General features: G+C 69.8%; 13 protein-coding genes. 8 read left to right on the top strand and 5 right to left on the bottom strand.

Annotation, left to right across the window (positions count from 1 at the left end):
• Nucleotide 1 precedes the first annotated feature (1 nt).
• The 5 genes from rodA to PXD02_RS15755 all read left to right on the top strand — a co-directional run bounded on the left by rodA (nt 2) and on the right by PXD02_RS15755 (nt 6,535).
• Nucleotides 2-1,141: a rod shape-determining protein RodA gene (gene rodA, locus PXD02_RS15775; protein ID WP_275104773.1), complete on the top strand. Its 1,140-nt coding sequence runs from the start codon at nt 2-4 to the stop codon at nt 1,139-1,141.
• 2 nt (nt 1,142-1,143) lie between these two features.
• Nucleotides 1,144-2,064, top strand: coding sequence for a 2-hydroxyacid dehydrogenase (locus tag PXD02_RS15770; RefSeq protein WP_275106453.1), 921 nt, complete (start codon nt 1,144-1,146; stop codon nt 2,062-2,064).
• A 139-nt stretch (nt 2,065-2,203) separates the two neighbouring features.
• The gene (locus PXD02_RS15765) at nt 2,204-2,701 is read left to right on the top strand and encodes a biliverdin-producing heme oxygenase (RefSeq protein WP_275104772.1); all 498 of its coding nucleotides are present in this window, start codon (nt 2,204-2,206) and stop codon (nt 2,699-2,701) included.
• Nucleotides 2,698-5,259, top strand: a complete 2,562-nt coding sequence (locus tag PXD02_RS15760; protein WP_275104771.1) for an HWE histidine kinase domain-containing protein — start codon at nt 2,698-2,700, stop codon at nt 5,257-5,259. Before PXD02_RS15765 ends, PXD02_RS15760 begins: the two co-directional genes overlap by 4 nt.
• Before the next feature lie 232 nt (nt 5,260-5,491).
• Entirely contained in the window at nt 5,492-6,535 is a 1,044-nt protein-coding gene (locus tag PXD02_RS15755; protein ID WP_275104770.1) for an AbrB family transcriptional regulator, read from the top strand.
• Here PXD02_RS15755 and PXD02_RS15750 read toward each other — a convergent pair.
• A complete protein-coding gene (locus tag PXD02_RS15750; protein ID WP_275104769.1) occupies nt 6,532-6,759 on the bottom strand; it encodes a hypothetical protein in 228 nt (75 codons plus the stop codon). The two genes, PXD02_RS15755 and PXD02_RS15750, sit on opposite strands and share 4 nt — an antisense overlap.
• Before the next feature lie 98 nt (nt 6,760-6,857).
• Here PXD02_RS15750 and PXD02_RS15745 point away from each other — a divergent pair, with 98 nt between their 5' ends.
• On the top strand, nt 6,858-8,231 hold the full coding sequence (locus PXD02_RS15745) for a malonyl-CoA decarboxylase (protein ID WP_275104768.1): 1,374 nt from the start codon (nt 6,858-6,860) through the stop codon (nt 8,229-8,231).
• Nucleotides 8,228-9,739 carry a malonate--CoA ligase gene (locus tag PXD02_RS15740; RefSeq protein WP_275104767.1) on the top strand — a complete coding sequence of 504 codons (1,512 nt, stop codon included), beginning with the start codon at nt 8,228-8,230 and terminating at the stop codon, nt 9,737-9,739. Before PXD02_RS15745 ends, PXD02_RS15740 begins: the two co-directional genes overlap by 4 nt.
• 102 nt (nt 9,740-9,841) lie before the next feature.
• Here PXD02_RS15740 and PXD02_RS15735 read toward each other — a convergent pair whose 3' ends face one another.
• From PXD02_RS15735 to PXD02_RS15720, 4 genes are all read right to left on the bottom strand, one after another.
• Nucleotides 9,842-11,422 (bottom strand): OpgD/OpgG family glucan biosynthesis protein, encoded by a 1,581-nt coding sequence (locus PXD02_RS15735; protein ID WP_275104766.1) that lies wholly within the window; start codon nt 11,420-11,422, stop codon nt 9,842-9,844.
• Between the two features lie 168 nt (nt 11,423-11,590).
• Nucleotides 11,591-12,328 (bottom strand): calcium-binding protein, encoded by a 738-nt coding sequence (locus PXD02_RS15730; RefSeq protein WP_275104765.1) that lies wholly within the window; start codon nt 12,326-12,328, stop codon nt 11,591-11,593.
• 219 nt (nt 12,329-12,547) lie between these two features.
• Nucleotides 12,548-13,249: an anti-sigma factor family protein gene (locus PXD02_RS15725; RefSeq protein WP_275104764.1), complete on the bottom strand. Its 702-nt coding sequence runs from the start codon at nt 13,247-13,249 to the stop codon at nt 12,548-12,550.
• A gap of 44 nt (nt 13,250-13,293) precedes the next feature.
• Nucleotides 13,294-13,785 carry an RNA polymerase sigma factor gene (locus tag PXD02_RS15720; RefSeq protein WP_275104763.1) on the bottom strand — a complete coding sequence of 164 codons (492 nt, stop codon included), beginning with the start codon at nt 13,783-13,785 and terminating at the stop codon, nt 13,294-13,296.
• Between the two features lie 92 nt (nt 13,786-13,877).
• Here PXD02_RS15720 and PXD02_RS15715 point away from each other — a divergent pair, with 92 nt between their 5' ends.
• On the top strand, nt 13,878-15,188 hold the full coding sequence (locus PXD02_RS15715; RefSeq protein ID WP_275104762.1) for a S8 family serine peptidase: 1,311 nt from the start codon (nt 13,878-13,880) through the stop codon (nt 15,186-15,188).
• Nucleotides 15,189-15,203: the final 15 nt, after the last annotated feature.

Genomic DNA, 15,203 nt, shown 5'->3' with positions numbered 1-15,203 from the left:
CATGTCCTATCTTGATTACAAGGTCGCCCAGACCCCGACCGGCATCCGCAAGATCCTGTATCTGAACTGGCCGCTGGTCTTCCTGATCGCGGCGGTGGCCGGCATCGGCTTTCTGATGCTGATCTCTGTCGCCGGGGGCCGGGTCGACATCTGGGCCAAGCCGCAGATGTATCGCTTTGCGGCGGGCATGGTCATCATGATCGCGCTGGCCTTCGTGCCGATGTGGTTCTGGCGCGGGATTTCCGTGCCTGCCTATCTCTGCTGCTTCCTGCTGCTGGTCGCGGTCGAACTGGTGGGAGAGATCGGCATGGGCGCGCAGCGCTGGATCGACCTCGGCCCGATCCGGCTGCAACCGTCCGAGCTGATGAAGATCTCGCTCGTGCTGCTGCTGGCGGCCTATTACGACTGGCTGGCGCCGCACCGGGTGTCGAAGCCCCTGTGGGTGCTGATCCCGGTGGTGCTGATCCTGGCGCCGACGGCGCTGGTGCTGATCCAGCCGGACCTGGGAACCTCGATCATGCTGGTGGCGGGGGGCGGCATCATGATGTTCGCGGCGGGCGTGTCGCTGTGGTATTTCGCCGCCGTGATCGCCGCCGCCGTGGGCATGGTCGCCGCCGTCCTGGAAAGCCGGGGCACCGACTGGCAGTTGCTGAAGGATTACCAGTTCCGCCGCATCGACACCTTCCTGGACCCGGCCGCCGATCCCCTGGGCGCGGGATACAACATCATCCAGAGCCAGATCGCGCTTGGATCGGGCGGCTGGTCGGGGCGGGGCTTCATGCAGGGCACCCAGTCGCGGCTGAACTTCCTGCCCGAGAAGCACACCGACTTCATCTTCACCGTCCTGGCCGAGGAATTCGGCTTCGTCGGCGCCATGTCGCTGCTCGGCCTCTATACGCTGATCATCGGCTTCTGCCTCTATTCGGCGCTGTCGAACCGCGACCGCTTCGCGGCGCTGATCACGGTGGGCATCAGCGGGACATTCTTCCTGTATTTCTCGATCAACATGGCCACCGTGATGGGGATGCTGCCCGCCAAGGGATCGCCCCTGCCGCTGGTCAGCTATGGCGGCACGTCGCTGATGATCCTGATGCTGGGCTTCGGGCTGGTGCAGGCCGCCCATGTCCACAGGCCGCGATGACGATGCGCGTCCTGTTCGCCGCCCCCGACGCGCTGTGGCCGGAATGGGCGCCCGCCCTGACGGCCCTTGCGCCCGAGATGGACCTGCTGCGCCCCGATCCGGCAGGCGCCGACCCGGCCGGCATCGACGCGATCATCTATGCGCCGGGCGGCCCGGTCGACGACCTGTCGCCCTTCGTGAACGCGCGGCTGGTGCAAAGCCTGTGGGCGGGGGTCGAGCGCATCGTCGCCAACCCCACCCTGACGCAGCCGCTGGCGCGGATGGTCGATCCGGGGCTGGCGCAGGGGATGGCGGAATATTGCACCGGCTGGGCGATGCGCGCCCATCTGGGGATGGACGCCTATGCCCAGGACGGGCGGTGGCGCAACGGCGTGACGCCTCGGCTGGCCCGCGACCGGCAGGTGACCATCCTGGGGATGGGAGAGCTTGGCCGCAGCGTTGCCACGATGCTGGGCGGGATCGGCTTCCGGCTGGCGGGATACAGCGCCTCGGGGCGGGCGGTGCCCGGGGTGCGGGTCTTCGGGCGGGACGGCCTGGACCGGGCGCTGGCGGGGGCCGAGATCCTGATCGCCCTGCTGCCGGATACGCCGCAGACGCGCGGGCTGCTTGACGCGGAACGGCTGGCGCTGCTGCCGCAAGGCGCCTGGCTGATCAATCCCGGACGCGGCACGGTGCTGGACGACGCCGCGCTGCTGGCGGCCCTGGACGGCGGCCGGCTGGGCCACGCGGTGCTGGACGTGTTCCGCACGGAACCGCTGCCGCCCGGCCATCCCTTCTGGTCCCATCCCGGCGTCACCGTGACCCCTCATATCGCCGCCGAGACGCGGGTCCAGACAGCCGCCCCCGTCGCGGTGGAAAATCTGCGCCGCGCCATGGCGGGCCGCCCTGTCCTGCATCTGGTGGATCGCGGGCGCGGTTACTGACCCGATCACGACTAACTTACGTTAACGGCATCTGGGGGCTTCCGCTATTGCGGCATTTCGGCAAGCGCCGGTATGTCTGGAAAAACAATTCGAAAGCTGGCGCATGATGGCCAAGGACGATTCCCTGCGTCGCGTTCTGATGACAGAGACACGCGACCTGCATGTCCGCCTGGACGAGGCGATCGGCAGCTTTGCCGACCCGGTGGCCTATCGCGCCTTTCTGTCCGGCAGCTATGCGTTCCGCGCGGCGGTCGAACCGGCGCTGACCCGCAGCGGCTGGCAGGTGCGGCGCCTGGCCCCGCTGATCGCGCTGGATCTGGCCGATCTGGACATGCCGCGTCCCGCCCTTCCCGACGCGCCGGTTCTGGCCGACCCCGCGGCGCGGGCCGCCGCCTGCTATGTGCTGGAGGGTTCGGCCCTGGGCGCGCGGCTGCTGGCGCGGCGCGCGGCCGCGCAGGGCTTCACGCCCGAACGCGGCGCCCGCCACCTGGCCGCGCAGACCGCATCCCCGCGCCGCTGGCGGCAGTTCCTGGACTGGCTGGAGGGCGCCGACATTTCCCCGGCCCCGGCGGTGGCGACCGCGCGCGCCGTCTTCGGGCTGGCGCTGCGGGCCTATGGGGTCAAGGCGCCGGCATGAACGAAAACACCATCTCCGATGCCTCGCTGGCCGGCCAGCCCATCGACCTGACCAATTGCGACCGAGAGCCGATCCACATTCCCGGCAGCATCCAGCCCCATGGATGCCTTCTGGCCTGCGACAACACCGCGCGCCGGGTGGTGTATCGCTCGGCGAACGCGGCGGCGATGCTGGATCTGCCGGGCGATCCCCTGGGCCTGCCCCTAGCCGAGGTGATCGGATCCGAACCCGCGCACCGGCTGCTGAACGCGCTGGCGGTGTCGGGCCAGAAGCCGCGCCCGGCCCTGGTCTTCGGGATGACGGTGAACGGCCAGGAACTGGACGCCACCGTCCACCGCTTCAAGGGCCGCACGATCGTCGAATTCGAACCCGCCTCGGACCGGCTGGGGACGATCATCAGCCTGTCGCGCACGGTGATCGAACGGCTGCGCGCCACCGACGACACCGAACGGCTGATCGCCCAGGCCGCGATGCTGATGCAGGCGCAGCTGGGTTATGACCGGGTGATGGTCTATCAACTGGGCGAGAACGGCGCGGGCAAGGTCGTGGCCGAGGCCAAGCTGGACGAACAGGAAAGCTTTCGCGGCCAGTATTTCCCGGCCAGCGACATCCCCCAGCAGGCCCGCGCGCTGTATCTGCGCAATCCGATCCGGGTGATCGGCGACGCGTCCTTCGCGCCGGTGCCGGTCCTGGGCGACGATCCCCAGGCCGAGCCGCTGGATCTGTCCTATGCCCATCTGCGCAGCGTGTCCCCGATCCATTGCGAATACCTGCGCAACATGGGGGTGGCGGCGTCGATGTCGGTGTCGATCATCATCGACGGGGCGCTGTGGGGGCTGATCGCCTGTCACCACCACTCTCCCAAGGTGCTGGGCATGGCGGACCGCGCCGCCGCCGAGATGGTGGGCGAGTTCTTCTCGATGCACCTGGACGCGCTGACCCGCAAGCAGGCGCGCGACGCCGAACTGGACGCGCGGCGCGCCCTGGACGACCTGCTGGTCGATGCCAGCCGGAACGAGGATGCGGGCCAGGCCCTGCAAAGCCGCTTGCCCGATCTGGCGGGGCTGATCGCGGCGGACGGCATCGCCATGTGGCTGGACGGCTGCTGGACCGCCCTGGGCCACGCCCCGGACCGGGCGCAGGCCGCGCCGATCCTGGCGCTGTCCGAGGGCCTGCCCGAAGGCCAGGTGTTCCAGACCGACTGCCTGTCCGACCTGCTGCCCGCTGCCGACGGCCTGACCGCCCAGCCCGCCGGGGTGATGATCATCCCGCTGTCGCGGCGGCCGCGCGACTTCCTGTTCTATTTCCGCCGCGAGGCCGTGCAGACGCTGGACTGGGCGGGCGATCCGAACAAGACCTATGCCACCGGCCCGTTCGGCGACCGCCTGACTCCGCGCAAGAGCTTCGCGATCTGGAAGGAAACCGTCCGCCACAAAAGCCACCCCTGGTCCGAGGCCGACCGCCGCTTTGCCGAGGCGCTGCGCATCGCCGTGGTCGAGGTGCTGCTGTTCAACAGCGAGGTGCTGGCCGACGAACGCGCCCGCGCCGCCGTCCGGCAGCGGATGCTGAACCAGGAACTGAACCACCGGGTCAAGAACATCCTGGCGGTGATCCAGTCGCTGGTCAGCCGCAAGCCCCGCGACGACGAGGCGTTGGGCGATTATGCCGATGCGCTGCGGGGCCGCATCCGGGCCCTGGCCTTCGCCCATGACCAGGTGGTGCGCGACGACCAGGGTGGGCTGCTGGGCGACCTGCTGGGGGCGGAACTTGGCCCCTATGCGGACGACGGCAGGCCGATCCGCCTGGACGGCCCGGCGGTGGCCCTGGACGGGCGGGCCTTTTCGGTCATGGCGCTGATCTTTCACGAGATGGCGACGAATGCCGCGAAATACGGCGCCCTGTCCCGGCCGGGCGGTCATCTGTCGGTGGACTGGCAGATCGACAGCGACGGCCATTGCCGGATCCGCTGGACCGAGGACGGGCTGGAAGGGCTGGTCCCGCCGCAGCGGTCGGGTTTCGGATCGGCGTTGATCGAACAGTCGCTGCCCTTCGACCTGGGGGGCGAAAGCCGCATCGACTATCGCCCGCAGGGGATCGCCGCCGCCTTCCTGCTGCCCGCCGATTTCATCCGCCTTGCCGATCCCGGCCCGCTGGCCCGGCCCCGGCCCATCGCGGCACAGGCCTCGGGCCATCCCCTGTCCGGCCGCCGCGTCCTGCTGGTCGAGGATCAGACGCTGATCGCCATGTCGCTTCAGGCCGAGCTGGAGGATCACGGCCTGCACGTCACCGGCCGCGCCGCCACGGTCGCCGCCGCCCTGGCGCTGATCCAGGCCGATCCGCCGGACCTGGCGGTCCTGGACGTGAACCTGACGGCCGAGGATTCGCTGCCCGTGGCCGAAACCCTGCGCGCCCGGACCATCCCCTTCGTCTTCGCCACCGGCTATGGCCGCGACATCGGCCTGCCGGAGGGCTTTGCGGAGATCCCCATCGTCGGCAAGCCCTATCAGATCGGCGACATCCTGCAAAAACTGGCCGAGGCCGAGGGGCGGGCGCGCTGATCCCGCCCGTCGGGCGCGCGAACCGCCCGGCCCGCGTGATTTTCGCGGCTTTCCGCATTCTCTTTTCGCGGCGTTTGCGATAGCGCAGGCCTTGGCGCCGCCTTGCGCAGGGCGGCGCCTTTCCTGGACAGGCGGATCAGCGAACCATGACCGATCAGACGACCCCGTCACCCGCAGCCGCATCCCGGCCCTGGGATGCGGGGCCGTGCAGGCGGGCAGGGCGCGCGCGGCCATGACCGGCGGGTTGCGGCGGCGGCAGGCGGCCACGGTGCTGATCGGCCTGGCCGGGGTCGCGCTGTTTTCGGTGCTGCGCCTGCCGCTGCCCTTCCTGTTCGGGCCGATGATCGCGTCCCTGGTCGCGGCCCTGTGGGGGGTGCGGCTGGCCGGGCCGGGCCAGGCCTCGGTCGCGGCGCGGTCGGTGCTGGGGGTGGCCATCGGCGCATCCGTCACCCCGGCGCTTGTGGCCGAACTGCCGTCGATGCTGGCATCCGTCGCGATCATCCCCTTCTATATCGCCGCCATCGGCCTGGTCGGGGTGCCGTTCTTTCGCCGCTTCTGCGGCTTCGACCTGGTGACGGCCTTCTATGCCGCGATGCCGGGGGGCGCGACGGACATGACCATCTTCGCGACCGAGGCCGGGGCGAATATCCGCCAGGTCTCGCTGGTCCATGTGACGCGGCTTCTGGTCATCATGATCGTCGGCCCGCTGGTGCTGGTGGGCATCTATGGCGTCGAACTGACGCATCCGGTGGGCCAACCCGCAACCAACATTCCGGTCCTGGAACTGGCCGTGATGGCCGCTGCCGCCCTGCTGGGCTGGAAGGCGGCCGAGCGGGCCGGCCTGTTCGGCGCGGCGATCCTTGGCCCGCTGATCGCGGCGGCGGCGCTGTCGCTGCTGGGCGTCCTGCACATGCGCCCCCCGCGCGAGGCGCTGCTGGCCGCGCAATTCCTGATCGGCATCGGCATCGGCGTCAGCTATGTCGGCGTCACCCTGCGCGAACTGCGCGAAACGGTCGCGGGCGGGGCGGTCTTCGTGCTGATCCTGGCGGTGATCGCGGGCGCGGTGACGGAATTCGTCACCCTGACCGGCCTTGCCCCGCCGGTCGAGGGCTTCCTGGCCTTCATGCCCGGCGGACAGGCCGAGATGTCGATGCTGGCGCTGATCGCGGGGGCCGATCTCAGCTTCGTGGTGGTCCACCACATGACCCGCGTGATCCTGGTGCTGACCGGCGCGCCGATCCTGTTCGGGCTGATCCGGCGGCGCGGGCGCGGCTAGGCCAGCGGCTGGCGCGGGACCGCGATCAGGTCGTGGAAGCGGTCGCCCTGCATGATCACCCAACGATGGCGGGAGGGGCCGATCAACTCGGGCGTGCTGGCCTTTGCCGGCGCGTTTCTGGTCGGCACGCTGCTGGCGGCCGTGATGCTGTTCCTGATTGGCTGCTGGTGCTGGCCCATGCGCATGGCGTGGACAAGCGGGCCTTCTTCCGCAAGCTGCTGCACTATGGCGCCGGCGTGACCGTGGTCGCGCCCGTGTGCTTTGGCTGATCTTTGTCGTGCTGCCCGGCTGATCCGGCGGCACCCGTCCCAAGGAGATACGCATGACCAGGACCGTGCAGACCTCTCGCTCGAACCGCTTTGGCGACCTGTTCGACATGCTGACCGACCGGGGCCGCGCCCTGCTGCGCTGGCGCGATCCGGCGGGGCGGGTGACCGCGCCCCCCGGCCTGCCCGAGATGGGCGAACTGCTGCTGTCGCGCCGGGGCGAAGCGTCGGGCGTGGCCCTGGCCCGCGCCCTGTTGGCCGCCTTCGAGGAGGCGGACGAGCCGCAGCGGCTGGACTTTCTGGCGACCCTTGCCGACCGTTTCGGTCCCGACCCCAGAGCCGTCGGCAAGGCCGTGGCGGCCATCCAGGCCCAGCCCGACTCGGTCGAGGCGATCGAGGCGCTGCACAATGCCGCCGAACCCCGCCGCCAGGAACTGTTCCGCCGCCTGAACCTGGCCCCCGGCGGCACGGCGGCCCTGGTCAGGATGCGCGAGGAACTGCTGCGCCATCTCAAGGACAACCCGTCCCTGCGCCGGGTGGACAGCGATTTCGCGCATCTCTTCGCGTCCTGGTTCAACCGAGGCTTTCTGGTGCTGCGCCATATCGACTGGAACACCCCCGCCGCGATCCTGGAAAAGATCATCCGGTACGAGGCCGTCCATGCCATCCAGAACTGGGACGACCTTCGGGGCCGCCTGCAACCGACCGACCGGCGCTGCTATGGCTTCTTCCACCCGCAACTGGTGGACGAGCCGCTGATCTTCGTCGAGGTCGCGCTGACCAAGGCGATCCCCGACACCGTGGCCCCGCTGCTGGATCTGGACCGCACCCCCATCGAGGCCGATCAGGCGGACACGGCGGTGTTCTATTCCATTTCCAACACGCAGCGGGGGCTGGCGGGGGTGTCCTTCGGCAATTTCCTCATCAAGCAGGTGGTCGAGGAACTGAAGGCGGAACTGCCCGACATCCAGACCTTCGTCACCCTGTCCCCGGTGCCGGGCTTCGCCGCCTGGCTGGCCCAGGCGCGGCAGGGGGGCGATCTGCTGGACGACGACCTGCGCGCCGCCCTGACGCCCTTGGACCAGCCGGGCTGGCATGTCGATCCCGACGCGGCGCAGGCCCTGCGCGAGCCGCTGCTGGCCGCCGCCGCGATCTATTTCCTGCGCGCCCGCGACGCCAAGGGCCGGGCGGTGGATCCCGTCGCCCGCTTCCACCTGGGCAACGGCGCCTGCCTGGAGCGGCTGAATTTCGGGGGCGACGTGTCGGCCAACGGGTTGAAACAGTCGCACGGGCTGATGGTCAATTACCTCTATGACCTTGACCGGATCGAGGCCAACCACGAGGCCTTCGCCGAACGCACCCAGATCGCCGCATCGGATTCGGTGCGCCGCCACCTGCCCGCGCCAGCCGCCACGAAAGAAAAGCCATGACCGCGAACCTGTTCCACATCCTCGAAACCGGCATCGCCGATCCCGGCGCCACCGCCGTCGAAACCGATGCGGGCGAACGCATCAGCTATGGCGATCTGGTCGCCCGCGCCGGGCGGATGGCCAACGCGCTTGTGTCGCTGGGGGTCGCGCCGGGCGACCGGGTGGCCGCGCAGGTGGAAAAATCGGTGCAGGCGGTCATTCTCTATCTGGCGACCGTGCGGGCGGGGGCGGTCTTTTTGCCGCTGAACACCGGCTATACCCCGGCCGAGATCGACTATTTCATCGGCGACGCCACGCCTGCGGTCTTCGTCTGCGACCCGGCCAAGGCCGATGCGCTGTCCGATGCCGCCGCGCGGGCCGGCGCGCGGATCGTGACGCTGGACGCCAAGGGGCAGGGCGGCCTGACCGACGCCGCCGCCGGTGCCCCGGCCGATTTCGCCACCGTGCCGTGCGCGGCCGACGATCTGGCGGCGCTGCTCTATACCTCGGGGACGACGGGGCGGTCCAAGGGCGCGATGCTGACCCATGGCAACCTGGTGTCGAACACCCAGGCGCTGCGGGATGCCTGGCGCTATACGGCGGATGACGTGCTGATCCACGCGCTGCCGATCTTTCACACCCATGGGCTGTTCGTGGCGACCAATGTGACGCTGTTCTCCGGCGCGTCGATGATCTTCCTGCCCAGGTTCGACCCGGACCGGATCCTTGGCCTGATGGACCGGGCGACGGTGCTGATGGGCGTGCCGACCTTCTATGTTCGGCTGCTTCAGGACGACCGGCTGGACCGCGACAGCACGGCGGGGATGCGCCTGTTCATCTCGGGGTCGGCGCCGCTGCTGACGGAAACGCATCGCGACTGGCAGGACCGCACCGGCCACGCCATCCTGGAACGATACGGGATGACGGAAACCAACATGAACGCGTCCAATCCCTATGAGGGCGACCGGATCGCGGGCACCGTCGGGACGCCCCTGCCGGGGGTGGAGATCGTCGTGACCGATCCCGACACCGGCGCGGAACTGCCCCAGGGCAAGATCGGCATGATCGAGGTGCGCGGCCCGAACGTCTTCAAGGGCTATTGGCAGATGCCCGAAAAGACCGCCGCCGAACTGCGCGCGAACGGGTTCTTCATCACCGGCGATCTGGGGACATTCGACGAACGCGGATACCTGCACATCGTCGGGCGCGGCAAGGATCTGATCATCACCGGCGGCTACAACGTCTATCCCAAGGAAATCGAATCCGAGATCGACGCCTTGCCCGGCGTGGTCGAATCCGCCGTGATCGGCCTGCCGCACCGCGATCTGGGCGAGGGCGTGACGGCGGTGGTCGTGCCCGCCGGCGCGGATGCGATTTCCGAAGCCGAGGTGCTGGCGGCCCTGGACGGGCGGCTGGCGAAGTTCAAGCGGCCCAAGCGGGTGCTGTTTCTGGACGAGCTGCCGCGCAACACCATGGGCAAGGTGCAGAAGAACCTGCTGCGCGACCGCTACGGCGACCTGTATCGCTGAGCCCATCCGCAGGCGCGGGACAAAGGGGCGGGCATTCGGCTTGCCCCTTGGCGCAAGGCCATCGCAACGGCCGAGATGCTGGCCCACCGACCCCGGCGGGCGTCAGGGCGTGCTGGCCAGCAGCGCGCGCAGTTGCGACGGGAACAGTTGCAGGATCAGCGTTTCCGTCATCGCCGTGCCCTTATGGTCCACATAGGCGCGCAGGTCGATGGGATCGTCGCCGGGGCCGAAGGACAGGTCGAACAGCGCCCGCCAGTCATCCGTGCCCACCACGGGATAGACGGCGGTGTTCGACACCCGCGCCTGCGCCGTCGTTGCCGCGATGGTCAGCCCGTCCTCGCGTCCCAGGCCCGCAAGGTTCGGCCCGGCAAAGTCGCAGACGACCTTGACCACGTCCTTGGGACGCGGCTGGCCCGGCACCCCGCCCGCGCCCAGCCGGACGGCGGTGAAATGGCCGATCTCGCTGATCGCCGGATTGTCGCGCACCCAGTCCAGCCGATAGGCGAAATCGTGGCTCTGGCCCTTGGCGGTCGGCCCGGCGGGCTGCCAGAAGGCCACGATATTGTCGTGGATCTCGTCATCGGTGCGCAGTTCGGTCAGGACCACGGCGCCGTCGCCCCAATCGCCCTGCGGCGTGATCCAGGCGCTGGCGCGGCGGTCGTAGAAGACGCCGTCGTCCTGATATTGCGCGAAATCGCGTTCGCGCTGCATCAGCCCGAACCCCTTGACCGAGGGGGCGTCGAAGCTGTTGACCATGGTCCCCGGCGGGTTGTTCAGCGGCCGCCAGATGCGTTCGCCATTGCCCGACAGGATCTCCAGCCCGTCGGAATCATGCACCTCGGGGCGCCAGTCGGGGGCGATGTGGCGGTCCGTCTTGCCGAACCAGAACATCGAGGTCAGCGGCGCGATGCCCAGTCGTTCCACCGCGTCGCGCAGGAAGACCGTCGCGGTGATGTCCTGCGACACGCCGTCGCCGCGCCGCGAGACGATGCGATAGGCGCCGGTCGCGCGCGGGCTGTCCAGCAGCGCATAGGCGGTCAGGTCGCCATTCTCGGCCGGTTCAAGCCAGAAATGGGTGAACAGCGGGAATTCCTCGGGGCCGTCGGGGATCGCGGTGTCGATGGCCAGCCCCCGCGCCGACAGCCCGAACTGCCCGCTATAGCCCGAGGTCCGCCAATAGGACGCGCCCAGGAACGCCATCCAGTCGATTTCCGTTTCGGCGTCCTGGACGCGGAAGCCCGCGAAACCCTTGGTGCGGGTCAGTTGCCGGGCCGGGTGGCCTTCGGGAATGTCGAACAGATCCAGCGAGAACGGCACTTCGGTCGCCATGCCGTCCTGAACGGTGTGGATCCGCACCGGGTTGCGGAAATACATGCCGGGAAAGAACGGCTGCACCGGAGAGATCCGGCCCTGCCCGCGCCACAGGCTGCGGTCGGCGCGGAAGCGGACCTGGTTGTGGCGGTCGTAATCCACCTGATCCAGGATGTCGGCATCGGGAATGTCGTCCGGGACATGGGGGCGGGCGGCCAGGTCGCGGGCCGTGTCGCGCAGCCGGTCGAAGGAAAACGGCCGGCTTTCGCCGGATGCGCCTTGCGCGCGCGCCAGATGCGGCAGCAGGAAGAACGCCCCGCCGCCCAGGGCGGCTTGCAGCAGGTGGCGGCGGTTGAAACGGTCGGTGGTCATGGAAACCCGGATTGCTGGCCTTTGGCGGCATCAAATGTTTGCTTCCGCCGCGAATGCAAGGCCATGCGAGAGGTTCGGCGGACCCTTGCCGCCCCATTGCCCGGATCCGTCGCGCCATTGCCATGGGGATGGCCAGGCCGCGCAAGGCGGCCCGGCCGGTCAGTCGCGTCACCAGATGAAGTCGTCGGCGTCCAGTTCGCGCAGCCGCGTGTCCTCGATCACCAGCGAATGGCTGCCCGCGCGGATGACGACATCCGATCCGCTCTGGCTGGCGGCGGCGCGGATGCTGGAAAAGCCGTTGAAGGCGGAAAAGGCCGACAGGTCGATCTCGTCGTCGCCGTTCTCGAAATCGGTGATCCGGTCGCGCCCGCCGTTGAAGATGAAGCGGTCGGCGCCTTCGCCCCCGGTCAGCAGGTCGTTGCCGGTGCCGCCGTTCAGAACGTCGTTGCCCTCGCCCCCGGTCAGGGTGTCGTTGCCCGCCTCGCCCAGCAGCACGTCATCGCCTTCGCCGCCATGCAGGATGTCATTGCCCGCGCCTGACGTGATGCGGTCATTGCCCTCGCCGCCGGTGATGGTGTCGCGGCCCGACCCGGTGACGGCGACATCGTTGCCTTCGCCCAGGGTCACGCTGTTGTTGCCATTGCCCGCGCTGACGATGTCGTTGCCCTCACCCGCGTCGATGCGGTCGCTGCCGCTGCCGGCCCAGATGCGGTCGTTGCCTTCGCCGCCGATCAGCACGTTGTTGCCTTCGTCGCCGCGGATCTGGTCGTTGCCCTCGCCGCCGTCGATGGTGTCGTTGCCGCCGCCGCCCGACAGGGTGTCGTCGCCGGACCGGCCATAGATCAGGTCCGCCACGCTGGTCCCGTTATAGCGGTTGTCGCCGTCGTTTCCACGATAGGTCGCCATGTCGTCTTCTCCTGCAAGGGCGGTAAGGGGGAAGGGCCGCGCCGCCCCGCCCATGGCCGCCGCGCCCGCCAGGCGGGGCGGGCTGTGCGCCCCTTCGCCTGGTGCAGCGTTTACGGGCGTGGGGCGGGGTTATTCCCGGCCGGACGGATTTTTCCGTCGCGGCAGCAAAAAGGCCCCCAGGGCAGGGGGCCTTTCGGGCGGGCCGAATGGGACGACGGGCTATTCGGCCAAGGCCGCCGCCTCGTCCTCGGGGGTCAGCGGATCGCCCGCGCCGGTCCGGGCCAGCCAGTCGTCCAGGGCCGCGAGGTCGCCCGATGCCGGGACATAGCCGTCGGTCGCGGTCATGACGCTGGCGAATTGCCGCTGCCAGCCGCCGCCGTCGCGGCAGGCGACGCTGACCGTCACGCGGGCGTCCCGCGCGGTCTCGTATTCCCGGCAGAACATCCCCTCGGCCGTGCGATAGGACGCGATCACCGTCAGGTCGCGCCCATCCTCCAGCACGGCCGCCTCGCCCGACGGCAGGCTGTCCAGGGCCGCGATCTCGGCCTGTTCCAGACCGGCGGGCGCGCCGCCCATCTGCCACCAGCCCAGCCCCACCAGGGCCGCCGTCAGCCCGGCGGCAATGGCCGCCCAAGGCGCGCGGTTCCGGTTGGCCGCGACCCCCGGAGTCGCCGGGGCGGGGGCCGCGGGCGCCTGCGCAGGGACGCTGGCCGCGCGGATCCGCGCGATCAGGTCGTTGTCGTCGCCCTGCCCGGCCGGGGGCGCCGACAGCGCGCGCAGCCGCGCCCGCGTTTCGGCGAAGCGGCGCAACCGGGCCTGGGCCTCTGGGTCGTCGGCGATCGCGGCCGAGACGCGCGCGGCCTCGGCCCCGTCCAGCTCTCCGTCCGCAAGGGCCATCAGGGTTTCGTCGTCAATCTGCACGGGCGGCTCCTTTCGAGCGGTATGGGGGGAATACGCGGGACGCGTCATCTTATTCCCAGCCTTTCCGCAAGCGCCAGCCGGGCGCGCGACAGGCGGCTCATCACCGTGCCCTTGGGGATGTCCAGGACGGCGGCGGCTTCGGCATAGCTGAGTTCCTCGATGCAGATCAGGTGCAGGATCTCCGCCTGTTCCGGGGGCAGGGTCCGCATCGCCTCCTGGGTGGCGCGCAACATCAGCCGCGCCTCGACCGCGCGGTCGCCGTCGTCGGGCAGGGCCTCGGGGATGTCGAAGACATCGACCTGCACGCCTTCGGTGCGCTGACGCCGCGTCAGGTCGATGAAGGCGTTGCGCGTGATGCGGAACAGCCACGGCTCCAGCCGCGCGGCCGGATCATGGCTGTCCGCCGCGCGGATCGCCCGTTCCACGGTGGTCTGCACCAGATCGTCGGCCAGATCCGGGCGGCGGGCCAGCGACATCGCATAGCGGCGAAGATTGGGCAGAAGCCGGATCAGGGCCTCGCCGAAAGCTGGGTTCATGCCACCCCTCTTGGATTTTTCCTGCGTCGGGGGAATATTTGCGGCTCTGCCGCGTCATTGTCCAGAAACGAACTGCCCAGAGGGGACCGGCCATGCCAAGGCTTTTGCTGTTTCTTGCCGTCATGCTTCTGGCCCTGGCCAGCCATCCGCGCCTTCAGCCCGACGGCTGGTCGCTGGTCGCCGCCGCCCAGGCGGATGACGACGACGATGACGATGGCGATAGCGGCGATGACGATGGGGGCTATGATGATGATGATGATGATGATGATGACGATGACGACGACCGGGTGGTCCGCCGCGCCCGGCCCGCCCCGGCGGCCCCCGCGCCCCTCCCGACCCGCGCCGAGAACGAGGTTCTGGCCCGCGGCCTGACGGATGGCGATCTGGCCACCCTCCAGGCCGAGGGGTTCGACCTCTTGCAACGGCGCGACCTGTCGGATGGCGACAGCCTGACGCGGCTGCTGAAGCCCGCATCCCTGACCATGAACCAGGCCCGCGACCGGGTGCGTGGTCTGGTCACCGAGGATCAGGCCGATTTCAACCATTTCTATCGCAGCGAACAGGCCGGTTCGGGGGCGCGCTGCGAGGGCGCCGATTGCCTGGCGCGCGACATGATCGGCTGGCCCGCCAGCCTTGCGGGCTGCGCCGCCCTGCCGCGCATCGGCATGGTCGATACCGGGCTGAACGCCGGTCACGCCGCCCTGGCGGGCGCCCGGATCCGCGTGCATCGGATCGACACGCAGGCGCCGCCCTCTGATCTGCTGCACGGCACCGCGGTCGCCGCGCTGCTGGTGGGGAACGGCGACAGCCGCAGCCCCGGCCTGGTTCCGGGGGCCGAGCTGATCGCCGTGGATGCCTTCCAGAAGGTCGCTCAGGATCAGCGCGCCGACGCCTTCGCGCTGATCGAGGCGCTGGATTACCTGGCCGCCCAGGAGGTGCGCATCGTCAACCTGTCGCTGGCCGGGCCGCATAACGCGGCGCTCGACGCCCAGATCGGGGAAATGGCTGCGGCGAATATCCTGCTGATCGCGGCGGCGGGCAATGGCGGACCCCGCGCGGCACCGGCCTTTCCGGCCGCCCATGACGCGGTGCTGGCGGTCACGGCGGTGGACCGGCGCGGCCAGATCTATCGCCGCGCGAACCGGGGCGAGCATATCGACCTGGCGGCGCCGGGGGTGAATGTCTGGACGGCGGCGTCGATCAGCGGCGCGCGCACCAAGACCGGCACCTCCTATGCCGCGCCCTTCGTGACGGCGGCGGCGGCCCTGGCGTGGCAGCGCGACCCGGCGCTGACGGCGGCCGACCTGCGCGACAGGCTGCGCGCCGCCGCCCGCGATCTGGGACCGGACGGGCCGGACGCGATCTTCGGCGCGGGCCTGATCGCCCCGCCGCCGCCCTGCTGAGGGCTTGGCAAGGCG

Source organism: Paracoccus sp. S3-43 (assembly GCF_029027965.1).
Classification (GTDB): Bacteria; Pseudomonadota; Alphaproteobacteria; order Rhodobacterales; family Rhodobacteraceae; genus Paracoccus.
This window is presented reverse-complemented; position numbering and strand designations above follow the sequence as displayed.